General features: G+C 73.7%; 15 protein-coding genes. 5 read left to right on the forward strand and 10 right to left on the reverse strand.

What is annotated here, in order from left to right; translation table 11 throughout:
• Positions 1–173 precede the first annotated feature (173 nt).
• Together lipA and lipB are read right to left on the reverse strand one after the other, a co-directional pair.
• Positions 174–1,139 (reverse strand): lipoyl synthase, encoded by a 966-nt coding sequence (gene lipA, locus ACH5AO_RS15350; protein ID WP_030859174.1) that lies wholly within the window; start codon positions 1,137–1,139, stop codon positions 174–176.
• A 152-nt stretch (positions 1,140–1,291) separates the two neighbouring features.
• Positions 1,292–2,092 carry a lipoyl(octanoyl) transferase LipB gene (gene lipB, locus ACH5AO_RS15355; RefSeq protein WP_398924751.1) on the reverse strand — a complete coding sequence of 267 codons (801 nt, stop codon included), beginning with the start codon at positions 2,090–2,092 and terminating at the stop codon, positions 1,292–1,294.
• A gap of 284 nt (positions 2,093–2,376) precedes the next feature.
• Here lipB and ACH5AO_RS15360 point away from each other — a divergent pair, with 284 nt between their 5' ends.
• Entirely contained in the window at positions 2,377–3,837 is a 1,461-nt protein-coding gene (locus ACH5AO_RS15360; RefSeq protein WP_398924752.1) for a regulator, read from the forward strand.
• Positions 3,838–4,628: 791 nt separating this feature from the next.
• Here the strand turns inward: ACH5AO_RS15360 and ACH5AO_RS15365 are convergent.
• A complete protein-coding gene (locus ACH5AO_RS15365; protein ID WP_398924753.1) occupies positions 4,629–6,032 on the reverse strand; it encodes an NAD(P)/FAD-dependent oxidoreductase in 1,404 nt (467 codons plus the stop codon).
• Between the two features lie 230 nt (positions 6,033–6,262).
• Positions 6,263–7,165, reverse strand: a complete 903-nt coding sequence (locus ACH5AO_RS15370) for a TIGR01777 family oxidoreductase (RefSeq protein WP_398924754.1) — start codon at positions 7,163–7,165, stop codon at positions 6,263–6,265.
• A gap of 72 nt (positions 7,166–7,237) precedes the next feature.
• Here ACH5AO_RS15370 and ACH5AO_RS15375 point away from each other — a divergent pair, with 72 nt between their 5' ends.
• Entirely contained in the window at positions 7,238–7,753 is a 516-nt protein-coding gene (locus ACH5AO_RS15375; protein WP_398924755.1) for a GNAT family N-acetyltransferase, read from the forward strand.
• Here ACH5AO_RS15375 and ACH5AO_RS15380 read toward each other — a convergent pair.
• Complete coding sequence (locus tag ACH5AO_RS15380; RefSeq protein ID WP_398924757.1) at positions 7,743–8,927, reverse strand: MarP family serine protease; 1,185 nt, start codon at positions 8,925–8,927, stop codon at positions 7,743–7,745. The genes ACH5AO_RS15375 and ACH5AO_RS15380 overlap by 11 nt on opposite strands.
• 297 nt (positions 8,928–9,224) lie before the next feature.
• Between ACH5AO_RS15380 and ACH5AO_RS15385 the strand changes: the two genes are divergently transcribed.
• Together ACH5AO_RS15385 and ACH5AO_RS15390 are read left to right on the forward strand one after the other, a co-directional pair.
• Positions 9,225–10,037: a peptidoglycan recognition protein gene (locus tag ACH5AO_RS15385; protein ID WP_398925231.1), complete on the forward strand. Its 813-nt coding sequence runs from the start codon at positions 9,225–9,227 to the stop codon at positions 10,035–10,037.
• Positions 10,034–10,210, forward strand: a complete 177-nt coding sequence (locus ACH5AO_RS15390) for a hypothetical protein (RefSeq protein WP_398924759.1) — start codon at positions 10,034–10,036, stop codon at positions 10,208–10,210. Before ACH5AO_RS15385 ends, ACH5AO_RS15390 begins: the two co-directional genes overlap by 4 nt.
• A 13-nt stretch (positions 10,211–10,223) precedes the next feature.
• On the opposite strand, the gene ACH5AO_RS15395 is transcribed toward ACH5AO_RS15390, so the two are convergent.
• From ACH5AO_RS15395 to ACH5AO_RS15410, 4 genes are all read right to left on the reverse strand, one after another.
• Positions 10,224–10,742, reverse strand: coding sequence for a DUF4240 domain-containing protein (locus ACH5AO_RS15395; protein ID WP_398925233.1), 519 nt, complete (start codon positions 10,740–10,742; stop codon positions 10,224–10,226).
• 205 nt (positions 10,743–10,947) lie between these two features.
• Positions 10,948–11,922 (reverse strand): helix-turn-helix transcriptional regulator, encoded by a 975-nt coding sequence (locus tag ACH5AO_RS15400; protein ID WP_398924760.1) that lies wholly within the window; start codon positions 11,920–11,922, stop codon positions 10,948–10,950.
• Positions 11,923–11,984: 62 nt separating this feature from the next.
• Positions 11,985–14,690 carry a pyruvate dehydrogenase (acetyl-transferring), homodimeric type gene (gene aceE / locus ACH5AO_RS15405; RefSeq protein ID WP_398924761.1) on the reverse strand — a complete coding sequence of 902 codons (2,706 nt, stop codon included), beginning with the start codon at positions 14,688–14,690 and terminating at the stop codon, positions 11,985–11,987.
• Between the two features lie 416 nt (positions 14,691–15,106).
• The gene (locus ACH5AO_RS15410; RefSeq protein ID WP_398924762.1) at positions 15,107–15,730 is read right to left on the reverse strand and encodes a GntR family transcriptional regulator; all 624 of its coding nucleotides are present in this window, start codon (positions 15,728–15,730) and stop codon (positions 15,107–15,109) included.
• A gap of 585 nt (positions 15,731–16,315) precedes the next feature.
• Here ACH5AO_RS15410 and ACH5AO_RS15415 point away from each other — a divergent pair.
• Positions 16,316–16,624 (forward strand): hypothetical protein, encoded by a 309-nt coding sequence (locus ACH5AO_RS15415; RefSeq protein WP_398924763.1) that lies wholly within the window; start codon positions 16,316–16,318, stop codon positions 16,622–16,624.
• 100 nt (positions 16,625–16,724) lie between these two features.
• Here ACH5AO_RS15415 and sucB read toward each other — a convergent pair whose 3' ends face one another.
• Positions 16,725–18,587 (reverse strand): 2-oxoglutarate dehydrogenase, E2 component, dihydrolipoamide succinyltransferase, encoded by a 1,863-nt coding sequence (sucB, locus tag ACH5AO_RS15420; RefSeq protein WP_398924764.1) that lies wholly within the window; start codon positions 18,585–18,587, stop codon positions 16,725–16,727.
• Positions 18,588–18,622: the final 35 nt, after the last annotated feature.

Raw genomic sequence — 18,622 nt, forward strand, 5'->3', positions numbered from 1 at the left:
AACAGGCATGAAGCCTCGGGGAGAGGGTCCGGAACGCCGACGCGGTCCCGACCTGTGCCCTCATCTGCGAGGACGGTCGGGACCGCGTCGTCTCGGCCATTACCGGCGGGTAGGGCCTTGTGCGTGAATTCACACGCCGTCGGCGGTGTGCCACCGGACGGCTCCGGGCGAGGTCAGACGGCCTGGGAGGCCACGTACGCGCCCCGCTTCTCGACCGCCATCCGGTAGAGGCGGCCGGCGCGGTACGAGGAGCGGACCAGCGGGCCGGACATCACACCGGAGAAGCCGATCTGCTCGGCCTCCTCCTTCAGCTCCACGAACTCCTGCGGCTTCACCCAGCGCTCCACGGGGTGGTGGCGCACGGAGGGCCGCAGGTACTGCGTGATGGTGACCAGCTCGCAGCCCGCGTCGTGCAGCTGCCGCAGCGCGTCGCTGACCTCCTCGCGGGTCTCGCCCATGCCGAGGATCAGGTTCGACTTGGTGACCAGGCCGTAGTCGCGGGCCTCGGTGATGACCTTCAGGGAGCGGTCGTAGCGGAAGCCGGGGCGGATCCGCTTGAAGATCCGGGGGACCGTCTCGACGTTGTGCGCGAAGACCTCGGGGCGGGAGGAGAAGACCTCCGCGAGCTGCTCCGGGACCGCGTTGAAGTCCGGGGCCAGCAGCTCGACCTTGGTGCGGCCCTCCGCGCGGTCCGCGGTCTGCGCGTGGATTTGGCGCACGGTCTCCGCGTACAGCCAGGCGCCGCCGTCCTCCAGGTCGTCGCGGGCGACGCCGGTGATGGTGGCGTAGTTCAGGTCCATGGTGACGACCGACTCGCCCACGCGGCGCGGCTCGTCACGGTCCAGCGCCTCGGGCTTGCCGGTGTCGATCTGGCAGAAGTCGCACCGCCGGGTGCACTGGTCGCCGCCGATGAGGAAGGTCGCCTCGCGGTCCTCCCAGCACTCGTAGATGTTCGGACAGCCGGCTTCCTGACAGACCGTGTGCAGCCCCTCGCTCTTGACGAGGTTCTGCATCTTGGAGTACTCGGGGCCCATTTTCGCCCGGGTCTTGATCCACTCGGGCTTGCGCTCGATGGGGGTCTGGCTGTTGCGGACCTCCAGGCGCAGCATCTTGCGTCCGTCGGGTGCGACTGCGGACACGACCGGCTCCCTAGCGATTGATTCTTCGGCGTGCGTAAGCGTACGCCCGTTGATTTGAATGCCAGGCGGGGTGTCCGCCTGCTGACGGCTGTCGGCCGCGGCCCCCGGTCCGGCCTGGACCACCATGACTGCGAACACCGGGCTCCGCGCGTTTATGCCGCCGGGGCCTTCTCGACGATCCTCGGCTTGAGTTCCGCGTTCTCCAGGACGTCCCGGAGGTGGCGCTCCACGACGGGGAGCACCTCGGCGATCGTGATGTCGCGGCCCAGTTCGTTCGCCAGGGAGGCGACGCCCGCGTCGCGGATGCCGCACGGGATGATCTTGTCGAACCACTTGTTGTCGGGGTTCACGTTCAGCGCGAAGCCGTGCATCGTGACGCCCTTGGCCACGCGGATGCCGATCGCGGCGATCTTGCGGTCCTCGCGGCGCTGGCCGGCGTTGGAGGGCGCGTACTCCGGGCCGTTGAGGCGGGGGTCGAACTCGTCGTCGGTGAGCCGGGGGTCGAAGTCCAGGGAGAGCCCGCCGAGCGCGGGGCGCCGCTCCACCGGATCGCCGAGGACCCAGACGCCGCTGCGGCCCTCGACCCGGCTGGTCTCCAGGCCGAACTCCGCGCAGGTGCGGATCAGGGCCTCCTCCAGGCGGCGGACGTGCGCGACCACGTCCACCGGGCGGGGCAGCTTCTGGATCGGGTAGCCCACCAGCTGGCCGGGTCCGTGCCAGGTGATCTTGCCGCCGCGGTCCACGTCGATGACCGGGGTGCCGTCGAGGGGGCGTTCGCTGTCCGCGGTGCGGCGGCCGGCCGTGTAGACCGGGGGGTGCTCCAGGAGGATCACGGTGTCGGGCACCTCGTCGGCGAACCGCGCCGCGTGCACCCGGCGCTGCTCGTCCCAGGCCAGCTGGTAGTCCACGGCCTCGGCCCCGAAGCCCATCCGTACGAACCGCAGATCGCTCACGGCAAAGCGCCTCCCTAGAAGGTCGTCGGGCACGAAACGCGCCCACGCCACTGTACGACCGTTCGAGCGGGGGGCTGTCGGGGGCCGGTCGGGTACCGGTCGGGAGCGACCCGGGCCGGCTGTCAGCTTCCGGGTAATCCTCACACGATCGGATGAATGCCGGTCGAATTCTGCGATCGGGTGCTCACTCTCCGCTACATTCGCGCCGTCCACGTGGCCATAAGGGCTGCTCACAGGCGACCCGGGCACCTCGCTCAGCCGGAAGGCAGGAGACCGCACCGCAGATGACGGAACGACCCGCGCAGCGCACCCCCAACCGACAGCTCGCCGCGCTCATCGCAGAAGCGGGGTTCTCCAACGCGGGACTCGCCCGGCGCGTGGACCAGCTCGGCCTCGAACACGGGCTCGACCTGAGATACGACAAGACGTCCGTCACCCGCTGGCTGCGAGGCCAGCAGCCCCGCGGTACGACGCCGGCGCTGATCGCCGAGGTCTTCACCCGGCGTCTGGGCCGCCGCCTGACCGCGCAGGACCTGGGGCTGGACGCCTGCGCGCCGGTCTACGCGGGGCTGGAGTTCGCCGCCACCCCCGAGGAGGCCGTCGACATCGTCAGCGGGCTCTGGCGCAAGGACTCCGGCAGCCACGCCGAGCTGCGGAAGATCGCCTTCACCTCGGCGGGGCTGGTCGTGCCGAGCCGGGACTGGCTGATCGGGCGGGCGGACGAGAAGGTGGCCCGGGCGGAGCCGCCGGTGCCGGTACGGGTGCCGGCGCAGGGGCGGCCGCCGGTCCGTCCGCCCGAACTGCTCGCGCGCCGGCGCGCCACGGTCGAACGCGGTCCGGGCCACCGGGTCACCGGCGGCGACATCGCGGCGCTGCGGTCGGTCGGCGAGCTGTTCCGCACGCTCGACGACGCGTACGGCGGCGGGCACGCTCGCCAGGCCCTCGTGCGGTACCTGGAGCACGAGTGCGAGCCGATGCTGCGCGGCACGTACGGGGAGCAGACCGGGCGCCGGCTGTTCGCGGCCGCCGCGGACCTGACCCGGCTGGCCGGCTGGACGTCGTACGACATCGCGGCGCACGGGCTCGCGCAGCGGTACTTCGTGCAGGCGCTGCGGCTGGCGCAGGCGGCGGGGGACCGGCCGTACGGCGCGTACGTCCTGGTCACCATGAGCCGGCAGGCCGTCTACCTCGGGCACGGGCGGGAAGCGGTGCAGCTCGCGCGGGTCGCCCAGCAGGGGGCGGGCGGGTCGGGACCGCCGGTCGTGCAGGCGCTGCTGCACGCGGCCGAGGCGCGGGGGCACGGGGTGCTGGGGGAGGTGCGGGCCTGCACGGCGGCGCTGGCGCGCGCGGAGCGGGCGCTGGAGGGCGCGCGGCCCGGGGACGAGGTTCCGTACTGGGCGCGCTTTTTTGACGAGGCGCAGCTCGCCGACGAGTTCGGGCACTGCCACCGGGACCTGCAGCAGTTCCGGGCCGCCGCGCAGCATGCGGAGCGGTCGCTGCGGTTGCGGGCACCGGGGTACGCCCGGAGCCGGCTCTTCTGCCGGATGGTGCTGGCGACCGCCCGGCTCGGTCTGGGGGAGCTGGACCAGGCGTGCCAGCTGGCCGCCGAGGCGGCCGGTCAGGCGGCGGAGATGCGGTCGGTGCGGGCCGTCGAGTACGTCCGGGACTTCGAACGGAAGCTGGAGCCGTACCGGGACGCGGCTCCCGTGCGCACGTACCGCGACAGGATCGCGGCGTACGGCTGAACCCACACCCGGCGCCCGGCGCCTGCGGCGGGCGGGCGCGGGGCGTGGGTTCGGTCCGGCGGGGGTGCGGGTCTTGTGCCTGCGGCGCATCGTTCGGTCCGGTGGGGGCGGGCGTAGCACCCACGGCCGGTGGGTGGGTCGGGGCCGTGTCGGGGGTGTCCGTCCTCGGACCGGCGCGGATCACGTCACTCGGAAGGGGTGCGGGGTGCGGACGCGCCGGCCACTGCGGGCGGCCACCCCGCCCCGTCCCCTTCCCGCCGTACGCGCCTGACGGCCACTACCGCCGCCGCTCCCCGCGTCAGCCGCGGTCAGCCGTCCCGCCGCTCCCGCGGGTAGCCGCCCGCCACGTCAGCCGCGGACAGCCGCGCCGTCCCCCCGCCGCTCCCGTCGGCAGCCGCTCCGCCGTTCCCGTCGGCATCCGCTCCGCCGTTCCCGCGGGCAGCCGCCTGCCGCGTCAGCCGCGGGCGGTCGCGCCGGCATGCCGCCGTTCCCGCGGGCAGTCGTGCCTCCCCCAGTGCCTTAAGGGCCTGGGAGGTACCCCCAGGGCGATGGGGGTCCCCCCGCCCGAGCGCAGCCGAGGGTGGGGGAGGGTGGGCGGTGGGGGTACCTCCCGCTCGAGCGGAGCCGAGAGTGGGGGAGGCACCCCGCAAGCGCCGGGCCGCGCGAACACCCCCCGGCCCACACCGACGCGGGGCACCCGCAGAACGCCGGCCCTCGGCAGTGCGGGGCACCCGCAAAACACCGGCCCCCCGCAGCGCGGGGCACCCGTAAAGCCGGACCGCGTCCCCGGCTCACGCCGCGCGAGCGCTCGGTAGCGGGTCCGCCGCGTGCATGGACCGGTCCACCCCCAGATCCGCCAGGATCGCCGCCGCCGCCCGGTGCGCCGAGTGCAACGCCCCCTGCACCGTCCCGGTGTCCCGGTGGTCACCGCACACGTACAGCCCCGCCAGCAACCGCACCGGCCGTCGCAGATCGTGCGGCGGCCGCATCACCGGCACCGCCTCCGCGGTGTGGTGCACACCCAGCGTCTCCCAGCGCGCCGTCGACACGCCGTACAGCCGGGCCAGGTGCATGCGCACGGCCGTGTCGACGCCCGGCACAGGCGGCCCCAGGACCGTCGAGCTGACCAGCGTGCGTCCGGCCGGGGCCCGGGACGGGTCGACCCGGCTGACGACCGCCGTGTGCGCCACCGGCCCGCCCCGCTCGGCGTCGAGCAGCAGCGAGGCACCGGTCCGCGGGGCCTCGTCGGCGCTGTGGTGCACCACCGTCACGGGGTGGAAGTCCGGCACCCGCAGCCCGGGCAGCAGTTCGGCGGCGGCCCGCGCCCCGGTCGCGACCAGCACCGCGCCGCACCGGAACTCCCCGTGCTCCGCGGTGGTCACCGAGGTCGTCGACACGGAGGTGACCCGCACCCCCGTGCGCACCGTGCCCGGCGGCAGCGTCCGCGCCAGCGTCCGCGGCAGCGCCTCGGCACCGCCCTCCGGCACGCACAGCCGCCCGCTCGCGAACGCCCGCAGCGCCAGGTCGGCGCACCGGCTGGACGTGGTGAGATCCGGATCGCACAGCAGGGCGGCGAGGAGGGGGCGCAGGAAGCCGTCGATGGTGCGGGCGGGCAGCCCCCGGGCCGGCAGCGCCTCGGCCGCCGTCGTCTCGGGCCGGGCCAGCAGCCGCTCCACCGGCGTGTCCGCGAGCTTGCTGAACGCGGCCCCCAGACGGGCCTGGTCGACCGCCGTGCCCAGCGGGGCACCGGTGCGGCTGCGGGGCACGGACACCTGCCGTCCGGGCACGGCCACCGGCCTCCTGGGCCCGCTCCCCGGCCGTGGGGCGCTCGCCAGGGCGCGTACGGCATGGAGTGCGCTCCTCGCGCTCCGTGCCCCCCTCGCGCCCGGCTGCACCCCCGCACGGTGGTGCCGTCCGTCGCTGTGCAGCAGGACGCCGGGCGCGAAGGGCCGCAGCACCAGCCCGTCGAGGCCCGAGGCCGGCCGTAGTTCGGGATACGCCGTGGACAGCAGCCGTCCGATCCGGTCGAGCCGGAAGCCGTCGACCTGCTCGGTCGCCATCCGGCCGCTCACCTCGTGGGCGGCCTCCAGGACCAGGGTGGTGACTCCTGCGCCGGTCAGCCGTCGTGCCGCGGAGAGTCCGGCGACCCCGGCCCCCACGACGACGACGTCCGCCTGGTACGTGGGCTCAAGCACGTGCCCCTCCTCGAGGTTGCGCGGGCGCTGGAGACGTCATGCCCTCAACAGGCCCCAGGGATACCCGAGTTCGGGTCGAGGTTAGGCCCGTGGCCGAGTGCCCGGTCAGTCGCGCATGGCCAGAGCACGGGCGCACGACGGTCGCATGCGCGCGCCGGTCGGGCACGATGTGGTCGCAGAGGGCTCAGGGCCGGATCGGTTCCGGGCGGACCGTGGTCACGCCCGTGCGCTCACAGCGCCGCCCGGACCGCCCCCTCGATCCGGGGGAACGCGAACCGGAAACCGGACTCCAGCAGCCGTGCCGGCAGCACCCGGGCGCTGCCGAGGACGTCCCCGGCCATCTCCCCGAGCACCGTCCGCAGCACCGGCGCCGGCACCGCGAACACCGCCGGCCGGTGCAGCACGCGCGCCATCGCCCCGGTGATCTCACGGTTGGTCGCCGGGTGCGGGGCGGTCAGGTTGAACGGCCCGGACAGCCCGTCGGTGTCCAGCAGATGGCGCAGCGCGGCCACCTCGTCGTGCAGCGCGACGAACGACCAGTACTGGCGTCCGTCGCCCAGCCGGCCGCCCAGCCCGGCCCGGAACAGCGGGAAGAGCCTGCCCCACGCCCCGCCCCCGCGCGCCACCACCAGGCCGGTGCGCGCGAACACCGTCCGCAAGCCCGCCTCCCGCGCCGGTGCCGCGGCCGCCTCCCACTCGACGCACAGCTCCGGCAGGAAGCCCTCACCCGGCGGAGCGCTCTCGTCCACCGCCCGGTCGCCGGTCTCGCCGTAGTAGCCGATCGCGCTGCCGTTGAGGAACACCCGGGGCCGTACGTCCTCGGGCAGCCCGGCGACGGCCTCGGCGAGCGCGGTCGTGCCCTTGACCCGGCTGGTCCTGAGCCTCGTCTTGTAGGCCGCCGTCCAGCGCCGGTCGCCGATCCCGGCGCCCGCCAGGTTGACCACCGCGTCGCACCCGGCGAGGCCGGCCGCGTCCACCGACCCGCGCTCCGGGTCCCACCGGACCTCGTCCGCCGCCCGGGGCTCGCCCCGCACCAGCCGGACCACCTCGTGCCCGTCCGCCGTCAGGGACCGCGCCAGCGCGCCACCGATGAGCCCGGACGCACCGGCCACCGCGATTCGGGAACGTTCCATGACGTCCATCCTGCCCCTCGCGGTACGGAAATCACGGCCGGGGCGGCGCGAGCCGCCCGTACAGTGGCGCTCATGTCCGAGCCGTCCATACGCATCGCCCGCTTCGGTGACGAGGGGGAGCTGGCCCGCCTCGACCGGGAGACCTGGTCCACCGTGCACGCCGTCGTCCCGCGTCCGGCGGACGACTCGTTCTTCAGCGAGCGGTCCGGCCCCCGGGAGCACCTCGTCGCCGAGTACCGGGGCCGGATCGTGGGGTACGTCCGCCTCGGCTTCGCCACCGAACTCGCCAGCAACGCGCACGTGCGGCAGATCCGCGGCCTCGCCGTCGCCGAGGAGGCGCGCGGCCGGGGCGTGGGCCGGGCCCTGGTGCGGGCCGCCGTCGCCGAGGCGCGGGAGCGCGGCGCCCGCCGGATCACCCTGCGGGTGCTCGGCCACAACACCGTCGCCCGCACGCTGTACGCGTCCGAGGGCTTCGTCGTGGAGGGCGTGCAGCCGGAGGAGTTCTTCGTCGGGGGCGCGTACGTCGACGACGTCATGATGGGCCGGTCGCTGGTCCGAGAGGCCCCGCCGGGACCCGCTAGGAGGTGACCGGCTCCCCGGTGTCCACCGGTGCCGTCGCGTCCGCCGCGCGCTCGGCGTCGTCGGCCACCTCGTCCGCCGTGAGCACGTAGCCGGTCTCCGCGTCCGAGGTGGAGCGCGCGAACACCACGCCGTACACCCGGCCGTCCGTGGTCAGCAGCGGGCCGCCGGAGTTGCCGGGGCGGACGGTCGAACGGATCGAGTAGATCTCGCGGGTGACCACCGCGTCGTTGTAGATGTCCTGTCCCCGGGCCTGGATTCGGCCGGCGACCGTCGCCGCCTGCAGGTTGAGGTCGCCGTCCTGCGGGTAGCCCGCGACGACCGCCGAGTCGCCGCGGTCGGCGTCGTCGTCGAACTCCAGGACCGGGGCCCGCAGTTCCGGCACGTACAGCACGGCCACGTCCTTGCTCGGGTCGAAGAGCACCACCCGTGCCTCGTAGGCCCGTCCCACCCCGCCCACGCGCACGGTCGGCTCGTCGATGCCGGCCACCACGTGGGCGTTGGTCATCACGTGCTCCGCCGCGTACACGAAGCCGCTGCCCTCGCGGCCCTGGGTGCCCGCGACGCCCTCGACCTTCACCGTGGCGCGCTGCGCGGCACGGGTGGCGGCCGCGGTGACGCTGTCGCCGGTGGGCGCGGCGACCTCGGCGGTCGACTCGTTCTCGAACGGGTTGAAGACCTGCGGGAAACCCGCCTCGGTCAGCGCCGACGTGGCCCGGGAGAACCATCCCGGGGTGGTGTCCGGCATCGTGTCCTGCACCGCGCCCAGCAGCCGCGAGTCCCGGATCGCCGACGTCACCAGCGGGGAGGAGGACGCGCCCAGCACGCTCGCCACCACCCACGCCACGATCAGCACGGCCACCGAGTTGGCCACCGCCCCGCCGACCCCGTCCGCCACCCGCAGCGGGCCCCGGTCCAGCTCCCGCCGCAGTCTGAGCGCCAGCCGCCCCGCCAGCTCGTGGCCCGTCACGGCCGGCAGCAGCACCGTGAACACGGCCGTCAGCGTCGCCCGGGTCGTCCCCGGCGTCACCAGGTCCATCACCCACGGCAGGATCCACACGCCGACGACCGCACCGCCCACGAAACCGGCCAGCGAGACACAGCCCGCCAGCAGCCCGCGCCGGTAACCGGACGCCGCGTAGGCCAGGACGACCAGCAACAGCAGGATGTCGAGCAGGTCCACGCGCGCCGCCTCTCTCTCGGGACCACCGGTCCATCAGTACGTGGGGGAGGGGCCCGGTGATCAGCCACGCGCGCGACGGCCGCGGGAATGCGGCCACGCGCGCGTGTACCGGGGAAAACGTCGCGGACCGAGGCGATGGTTCCACCGAGTGGCGCAGCACGGATCGCGGACGTGGGCGGACCGGCCCACAGTGGGCTCATGCGTGTCCCCAGGAGACCGCGCGGAGCGCGGCAGCGCCGCCCCCGCCGGATACCCGGCGGGGGGTCCGGCCCCCCGCGCCCGCCACGGGCCGTCACGGTGGCGCTCGGCTGTCTGCCGGGCGTGGCCGCCGCCGTCGCCCTGGTGCTGTGCGCCCACGGCGTCGAGCACGCCGCCGAGGACGCCGCCGCCCTCTCCACCGCGCGGGCCGCGACCCTCCACCAGGCGCCCCGGCCGGCCGTCGTGCCGCGCTCCGCCTGGCTCGGCGACACCGCGCGGGAACAGCCGCCGCCGCGCTACGACGACGAGGTCGTCGCCGTCTTCGTCCACCACACCGACTCGCCCAACGGCTACGACTGCGCGGACGCCCCCGGCATCATCCGGGGCCTGTACGAGGGCCAGACCGGCGCCCGCGACTGGGACGACCTCGGCTACAACTTCGTCGTCGACCGCTGCGGCACCGTCTACGAGGGCCGCGCGGGCGGCACCGACCGCCCCGTCACTGGCGCCCACACCCAGGGCTTCAACCACCGCACCACCGGGATCGCCGCCCTCGGCACCTTCACGGAGGGGGCCGAGGTGCCGCGGGAGATGCTGCGCGCGATCGCCGCCGTGGCCGCCTGGAAGCTCGGCACGTCCGGCACCGACCCGCGCGCCGACGTCCGGCTGGTCTCCAGCAACGGCGGCAGCCGCTACGCGGCCGGCACCACCGCCGTCCTGCCCGCGGTCGCCGGTCACAGCGACGGCTACATGACCGACTGCCCGGGCGCCGCCCTCAGGGCCCGCCTCCCGGAGATCAGGGCCCTGGCGGCCCGCCTCCAGGGACGCGGGACCGGGGACACCGTGCCCGACGACACCCAGACCGCCGTACGGAACGACACCGACACCCGGAACGAAGAGCAGGTCCGATGAACGACACGCCCGACCGAAGTACCACCTGGGCGGACGCCCTGCGCCGCCCCTGGACGGCCCTGTGCGCCGCCGTCGCCGTCGTCCTGGGCCCGGCGGCCCACACCGCCTCCGCCCTCATGCAGGCCAACGCCGCACCCCTGCGTCACGCACCGGGCCCCCACCGGCGCCTGTGAGCCGGCTCGCGGCTCAGCCCCCGAACCGCTCCCACAGCCGCGGGTAGCGTTCGGCGAGCAGGGCCTCGTTCTCGAAGTCGAGCGGTGTGCCCTCCGGCTCCGCGGGGGCCGGGGGCAGGTCGAGGTCGGGCGCCACCGTGCCGGTGAGCTGCTCGTACGCCTCGTCCGCCGCGTAACCGAGGTCCTCGCCGTCGCCGTCGACCTCCTCGTCGAAGTCGCCCAGCAGACCGGCCAGCGCGTCCGGGTCGTGCAGCGCGCCCTCGAACACCTCCCGGCCCTGGCCGATCAGCCAGCACCGGAAGTAGTCGAAGGCGTCGTCGCTCGCCCCGCCCAGCAGCACCCAGGCGGCACCCCACAGGTCCCAGTGGTACGCGCGGTGGTAGCGGGACTCGAAGTGACGGGCGAAATCCAGGACCGCCTCCGGGTCCAGCCGCGCCAGCCGCTCCACCAGCAGGTCGGCCTGCTCCTCCGGATCACCCCCGGCGTCCTCGCGGGCGGTGTCCACCAGCTCCCAGAACTCCGTCTCGTCCATCACGAGGTAAAGCATCGACCCTATGCCCCACGGACGCACCCGCAACGCATGAAGGGGGCTGGGCGAATAGGGGCGCGGGGAACTGCGCACGGGGGTCTGGGGGCGAAGCCCCCAGGGACGATGGGGGAGGGAAGGGGTGGCGGGGGCGAAACCTCCCCGGAGGGCACCCCGCCCCCGCACCAGGGAATCGAAAAGGCCCCCCTTTTCACAGCCCGTACAGCTCCGCCAGCCGCGCCGCCTCCGCCGCGAACCGCTCCCGCAAAGACGCCGGCGCCAGCACCTCCACCTCCGCCCCCAGCGCCGTCAGCTGTTCGCGGGCGACCTCCTCGGACTCCACCGGCAGGGTCACCGTCACCCACTCGTCCCCCTCCGGCTCCCCCGCCCGCGCCAACGCCTCCCGCGCCGCGACCGCGTCCATGGCGTGCGGCAGCCGGCGCACCCCCTCCGCCGACAGCCGCACCACGACCTCCGCCCGCAGGATCGACCGCGCGAACTGCTCCGCGCGCTCCTCCCAGAACGCCGGCAGATCGAAGTCCGGCTCCCGCTCGAAACGCTCCTCGTCCGCCTCCACCGCCGTGAACCGGTCGATCCGGTACACCCGGAAGGACCCGTGCCCGGCCACCCGTGCGCACAGGTACCAGACGCCCGCCTTGAGCACGAGTCCGTACGGCTCCAGCTCCCGTTCCACCGCGTGCTCGCCGCGCCGGTAGCGGGCGGTGATCCGCCGGTCGTCCCACACCGCGTCCGCGACGGCCGGCAGCAGCTCGGGCGTGACCGGCTCGCGGAACCAGTCGGGGGCGTCCAGGTGGAACCGCTGCGCCGCCGTGCGGGAGGCGTCCCGCAGGGACGGCAGCAAGGCCGCCGACACCTTCAGCCGGGCCGCCGAGGCCACGTCCTCCAGCCCCATCTCGCGCAGCGCCCCCGGCACCCCGGACAGGAACAGCGCCTCCGCCTCCCCGCGCGCCAGCCCCGTCAGCCGCGTCCGGTACCCGCCGACCAGCCGGTAGCCGCCGATCCGCCCCCGGTCCGCATACACCGGAACCCCGGCCTCCGACAGTGCCTGCGCGTCCCGGGTGACCGTACGCTCCGACACCTCCAGCTCCCGCGCCAGCTCGGCGGCGGTCATGGAGGGCCGGGACTGGAGCAACAGCACCATCTTGATCAGCCGGGCAGCACGCATGCGCCCATCATGCAAGAAGCCCCCGCCCGAAGTGGGCGGGGGCCTCCTGCGCGGTCAGACCGTCACAGGCCGTACTTCTCGCGGGCTTCCTTCACCGAGGCCGCCTGGACCTCACCACGGCGGGCGAGCTGCGCCAGGGCCGCGACGACGATCGACTCGGCGTCCACACCGAAGTGGCGGCGGGCCGCGTCACGGGTGTCCGACAGGCCGAAGCCGTCGGCGCCCAGCGACGTGTAGTCCTGCTCGACCCACTGCGCGATCTGGTCCGGGACCTGACGCATGTAGTCGGAGACCGCGAGGACGGGACCCTCGGCGCCCTGGAGCGCCTGCCGGACGAACGGCACCCGGTCCTCGCCGCGCAGCAGCGCCTCGTCCGCCTCCATGGCGTCCCGGCGCAGCTCGGTCCACGAGGTGGCGGACCACACGTCGGCGGCCACGCCCCACTCCTCGGCGAGCAGCTTCTGCGCCTTCAGCGCCCAGTGGATCGCCGTACCGGAGCCGAGCAGCTGGATCCGCGGGGCGTTGGCCGCCGGGGACAGCCCGGCCGTCTCCGCCGTGTTGAAGCGGTACAGGCCCTTGACGATGCCCTCGTCGATGCCGGCCGCCTGCGGCTTGGCGGGCTGCGGCAGCGGCTCGTTGTAGACCGTCAGGTAGTAGAAGACGTTCTGGTCCTCGCCGGGCAGGGCCTCGCCGAACATCCGGCGCAGACCCTCCTTGACGATGACGCCGATCTCGTACGCGAACGCCGGGTCGTACGTCAGGGCCGCCGGGTTGGTCGCCGCGATGACCGGGGAGTGGCCGTCGGCGTGCTGGAGGCCCTCGCCCGTCAGCGTGGTGCGGCCGGCCGTGGCGCCGACCAGGAAGCCGCGGCCGAGCTGGTCGCCGAGCTGCCACATCTGGTCGCCGGTGCGCTGCCAGCCGAACATCGAGTAGTAGATGTAGAACGGGATCATCGTCTCGCCGTGCGTCGCGTACGACGTCGAGGCGGCGACGAACTCGGCCATGGCACCGGCCTCGGTGATGCCCTCGTTGAAGATCTGGCCGTTCTTGGCTTCCTTGTAGTACATGAGCTGGTCGCGGTCGACCGGCTCGTACGTCTGGCCCATCGGCGAGTAGATGCCGAGGGACGGGAAGAGGCTCTCCATGCCGAAGGTGCGCGCCTCGTCGGGGACGATCGGCACCCAGCGCTTGCCGGTCTCCTTGTCGCGGACCAGGTCCTTGACCAGGCGGACGAAGGCCATGGTGGTGGCCACGTTCTGCGAGCCGGAGCCCTTGTCGAAGGCGGCGAACGCCTTGTCGGCGGGGAGCGGCAGCGGCGCGACCGGGTGCACGCGGCGGGCCGGGGCGGGACCGCCGAGGGCGGCACGGCGCTCCTGGAGGTAGCGGACCTCGGGGGAGTCGGCGCCCGGGTGGACGTAGGGGACGACGCCGTCGACGAACCGGGAGTCCGGGATCGGCAGTTCCAGCCGGTCGCGCATCGCCTTGAACTCGTCCACCGTCAGCTTCTTCATCTGGTGGTTGGCGTTCTTGGAGGCGAAGCCCTCACCGAGGGTGTGGCCCTTGACGGTCTGCGCCAGGATCACGGTCGGCGCGCCCTTGTGGGCGAGCGCGGCCTTGTACGCGGCGTACACCTTGCGGGACTCGTGGCCGCCGCGCGAGAGGTGGAAGCACTCGAGGATCTTGTCGTCGCTCAGCAGCTTCGCCATCTCGACGAGCGCCGGGTCCTTGCCGAAGAAGTCCTCGCGGATGTAGGCGGCGTCGCGCGTCTGGTACGTCTGCACCTGCGCGTCGGGCACCTCGCGGAGGCGTCGTACGAGGGCGCCGGTGGTGTCGAGCCGGAACAGCTCGTCCCACGCCGTGCCCCAGAGCGTCTTGATGACGTTCCAGCCGGCGCCGCGGAACTGGGCCTCCAGCTCCTGCACGATCTTGAAGTTGGCGCGGACCGGACCGTCGAGGCGCTGCAGGTTGCAGTTGATGACGAAGGTCAGGTTGTCGAGCCGCTCGCGGGAGGCGAGGGTGAGCGCGGTCGTCGACTCGGGCTCGTCCATCTCGCCGTCGCCGAGGAACGCCCAGACGTGGGAGTCGGAGACGTCCTTGATGCCGCGGCTGGTCAGGTAGCGGTTGAAGCGCGCCTGGTAGATCGCGGAGATCGGCCCGAGACCCATGGAGACGGTGGGGAACTCCCACAGCCAGGGCAGGCGGCGCGGGTGCGGGTACGACGGCAGGCCGTTGCCGCCGGCCTCGCGGCGGAAGTTGTCGAGCTGCTGCTCGCCGATCCGGCCGTCGAGGAAGGCGCGGGCGTAGATGCCGGGGGAGGCGTGGCCCTGGATGTAGAGCTGGTCGCCGGAGCCGTCACCCTCCTTGCCGCGGAAGAAGTGGTTGAAGCCGGTCTCGTAGAGCCAGGCCGCGGAGGCGAAGGTGGCGATGTGGCCGCCGACGCCGTACTTGCTGCCGCGGGTCACCATGGCCGCCGCGTTCCAGCGGTTCCAGGCGGTGATCCGCTGCTCCAGCGCCTCGTCGCCGTCCACGGCGGGCTCGGCGGCGGTGGGGATGGTGTTGACGTAGTCCGTCTCGAGGAGCTTCGGCAGCGCGAGGCCGGCTCCCTCGGCACGCTCCAGCGTGCGGCGCATCAGGTACGCGGCACGGTGCGGCCCGGCCGCCTTGGTGACGGCGTCCAGGGAGGCCTGCCACTCGGCGGTCTCCTCGGGGTCGCGGTCCGGGAGCTGGTCGAGCTCGCTCGGCTGGATGGCGTTGGGGTCGGTCGTCATGTCGTCGCCGCCTTCCTCAGTCGAAGGGGGGTGCCCTTGTGTCTTTGGCAGGACAGGGCGGAGGGCTCGGGTGCAAGCCCGCTGGCGACTGTAACTCCCTGATCGATGATCGATCAAAGGGTTGAAGGGCAAAATCTCTCGATCCCGAGAAAGTCGGCACGCGGTGCCTCCGCTTGTGGCACGGGGTGACTGTTCAGTCGGGGCGTTTGCGCAGGTGAGGAGGTGTACGCGCAGAAGAGCTCGGGCGGCTCGGTCGCATAGCAGGGGCGCGGGGCTGTGCCGATATGCGGCTCCGCCGCGTGGGCGCGAAGGGGGTCTGGGGGCGAAGCCCCCAGGGCCGATGGGGGTACCTCCCGCTCGAGCGAAGCCGAGAGTGGGGGAGGGAAGGGGCGGCGGGGGCGAAAAAGCTCCCGGCACTACGCCCGAGGCGCACACCCCAGCACATGCGCCTTGACCAGATCCGCGATCAACGGATCCCGTCGCCGGAACGCGGCGACGAGCTCCTCGTGCTCCTCCGCGTAGGACTGCTGCACCGTCCCCAGCCACCGTATCGACAACGCGGTGAACACCTCGATCCCCAGCCCCTCCCACGTGTGCAGCAGCACCGAGTTGCCGGCGGCCCGCACCAACTCCCGGTGGAACGCCACGGTGTGCCGCACCTGCCCCGTCCCGTCCGCCAGCCGGTCCGCCTCGTACAACGCGGCGACGTGCGGCTCCAGCGCCGAGCAGTCCTCCGCCAGCCGCCCGGCGGCCAGCTCCGCCGCGATCGCCTCGAGCCCCGCCCGGACCGGGTAACTCTCCTCCAGGTCGGCGGCCGTGAGGTTCCGCACCCGTACGCCCTTGTTGGGCGCCGACTCGATCAGCCGCAGCGACTCCAGCTCGCGCAGCGCCTCCCGTACGGGCGTCTGGCTGACCTCCAGCTCGGTGGCGATCCGCCGCTCCACGATCCGCTCGCCCGGCTGCCAGCGTCCGCTGATGATCCCTTCCAGGATGTGCTCGCGGATCTGTTCGCGCAGCGAGTGGACGACGGGCGCGGTCATGACGGGCTCCTTAGCGGGGCCCGCGGGCCCCCGGGGGGCTTTGACGCTTAGACAATACGGCGGTCGGCCCGCCCGGGAGGGGCGCACGGGGGCGCTTTCGCCCAGGTGAGACGAGACTTACACGCCGTCCTCGCTGCGCCGACCAGGTGACTTTATGTGATCAACTGACCGATGAGGCGTATTACGTGTCGCGGATGAGTCGTCCGTTCCAAAGAATGATCCTGCACCTTTTCCCTCGGATCAGACGGGACACGAACGACGATGATGCGAGCCGAATGGCCCGGACCCTCGCGCCCGTGGGTCTCCGCCCGACGACGCGGCCTTCGACTGGGCGGCGCGATGATCTGCGCCGTCGCGCTGGTCGGTGTTTCGCCGTCCGGTGCCGTGGCGGCCCCCGGCCTCGGCCGGGACGGCCCCGAGCCCGGCACGTGCGGCTACGAGCAGCACGACCCCTGCAAGGGTGAACCCGGTCCTCCTGGACCCCCTGGACCCCCTGGACCCCCTGGACCTCCCGGTCCTCCCGGTCCTCCCGGGCCCCCTGGACCTCCCGGACCCCCTGGGCCTCCCGGACCCGCCGGGTCGTGTGTGAGCATCGACAGTTACAACCGCGGCTCACAGCAGTACACCGGCGTCATCAACCCCGACAGTGACATCAGGGTCGGCACCCGGGACCTCCAGGCGGACCCGGCCTCGTACACCTGGTCGGACCTGTCGGACAACCAGGACGCCCCGACGAACGCCTGCAGCATCACGGTGACCGAGCAGGGGAACACGCTGAACGTCCAGGTGATCACCACCACCGGCACGGTGGTCGAGACGTTCTGCAGCGTCCCCGGCAACCAGCTCGTGTGCGACGACCCGTGGACCCCGGTCGTCCCGCAGCCGCTGGCGTGATCCCTGCCGACCGGAACACGGGCCCACGCCCCCCACACGCCCGTGCCCCCACCCGAGAACTCCGGGTGGGGGCACGGGCGTCTGCCTCGACGGACGACGCCTACAGGCCGAGCTCGACCTCGAACTCGCCGGCCTCCAGGATCGCCTTGACCGCCGTCAGGTAACGGGCCGCGTCGGCACCGTCCACCAGGCGGTGGTCGTAGGAGAGGGTCAGGTAGGTCATGTCGCGGACGCCGATGACCGTACCCTCCTCGGTCTCGATGACGGCCGGACGCTTGACCGTGGCACCGATGCCGAGGATCGCGACCTGGCCCGGGGGCACGATGATCGTGTCGAACAGCGCGCCGCGCGAACCGGTGTTGGAGATGGTGAAGGTCGCGCCGGCCAGCTCGTCAGGGCTGATCTTGCTGGCCCGGACCTTGCCCGCCAGGTCGGCCGTGGCCTTGGCGATACCGGCGATGTTGAGGTCACCGGCGTTCTTGATGACCGGGGTCATCAGGCCCTTCTCGGAGTCCACCGCGATACCGATGTTCTCGGTGTCGAAGTAGGTGATGGTCCCCTCGGCCTCGTTGATCTTGGCGTTGATCGGCGCGTGCGCCTTCAGCGCCTGGGCCGCGGCCTTGACGAAGAACGGCATCGGGGAGAGCTTGACGCCCTCACGCGCCGCGAACGCGTCCTTGGCGCGGGCGCGCAGCTTCATCAGGCGGGTGACGTCGACCTCGACCACCGAGGACAGCTGGGCCTGCTCGTGCAGGGCCTTGACCATGTTGTCGCCGATGACCTTGCGGATCCGCGGCATCTTCACGGTCTGGCCGCGCAGCGGGGAGGCCTCCAGGGTCGGGGCCTTCTTCGCGGCGGGCGCGGCCGGGGCGGCGGCCGGAGCCGGGGCGGCGGCCTTCGCGGCCTCGGCGGCGGCGATGACGTCCTGCTTGCGGATGCGGCCGCCGACGCCGGTGCCCTTGACGGTGGACAGGTCGACGCCGTTCTCGGCGGCGAGCTTGCGCACCAGCGGGGTCACGTAGGCGCCCTCGTCCGTGGCCTGGGCGGCGGCCGGGGCGGCCGGAGCGGCAGCCGGGGCCGGGGCGGGCGCCGGAGTGGCCGGGGCCGCGGGTGCCTGCGGGGCCGGAGCCGGGGCGGCCGGGGCCGGAGCGGGCGCCGGGGCGGCCTGCTGCGGAGCCGGAGCCGGAGCCGGGGCGGCCGGGGCGGGAGCCGGAGCCGGGGCGGCCGGGGCGGGAGCCGGAGCCGGGGCGGCCGGGGCGGGAGCCGGAGCCGGGGCGGGCGCGGGCTGCGCCGGGGCCTCGGGGGCGGCCGGGGCGGGGGCGGCGGCCGGAGCGGCACCCGCCTCGCCGATGACGGCGAGCTTGGCGCCGACCTCGGCGGTCTCGTCCTCGCCGACCACGATCTCCAGCAGCGTGCCGGACGCGGGGGCGGGGATCTCGGTGTCGACCTTGTCCGTCGACACCTCCAGCAGCGGCTCGTCGGCCTCGACGGTGTCACCGACCGACTTCAGCCAGCGGGTGACGGTGCCCTCGGTGACGGACTCGCCGAGCGCGGGCAGGACCACGTCCGTGCCCTGGGCGGAGCCGCCGCCGGCCGTGGCCTCGGCGGTGGGCGCCGGGGCCGGGGCGGCCTGCTCGGTGGAGGGCTGGGCCTGCGGCTCCGGGGCGGGAGCCGGCGGGGCGGCCTGCTCGGCGGCCGGGGCCTGCTCGGCCGCGGGGGCGCCGGTGCCGTCGTCGATCAGCGCCAGCTCGGCGCCGACCTCGACGGTCTCGTCCTCGGCGACCTTGATGGAGGACAGCACGCCGGAGGCGGGAGCGGGGATCTCGGTGTCGACCTTGTCGGTGGAGACCTCGAGCAGCGGCTCGTCGGCCTCGACGCGCTCACCCTCGGCCTTCAGCCAGCGGGTGACAGTGCCCTCGGTGACGCTCTCGCCGAGCGCCGGAAGGGTTACGGAAACCGCCATGGTTTCGGTTGCTCCTTTAAAAGTGCGGAAGTCTG

The organism is Streptomyces sp. NPDC018964, assembly GCF_044390325.1.
Taxonomy (GTDB): domain Bacteria; phylum Actinomycetota; class Actinomycetes; order Streptomycetales; family Streptomycetaceae; genus Streptomyces.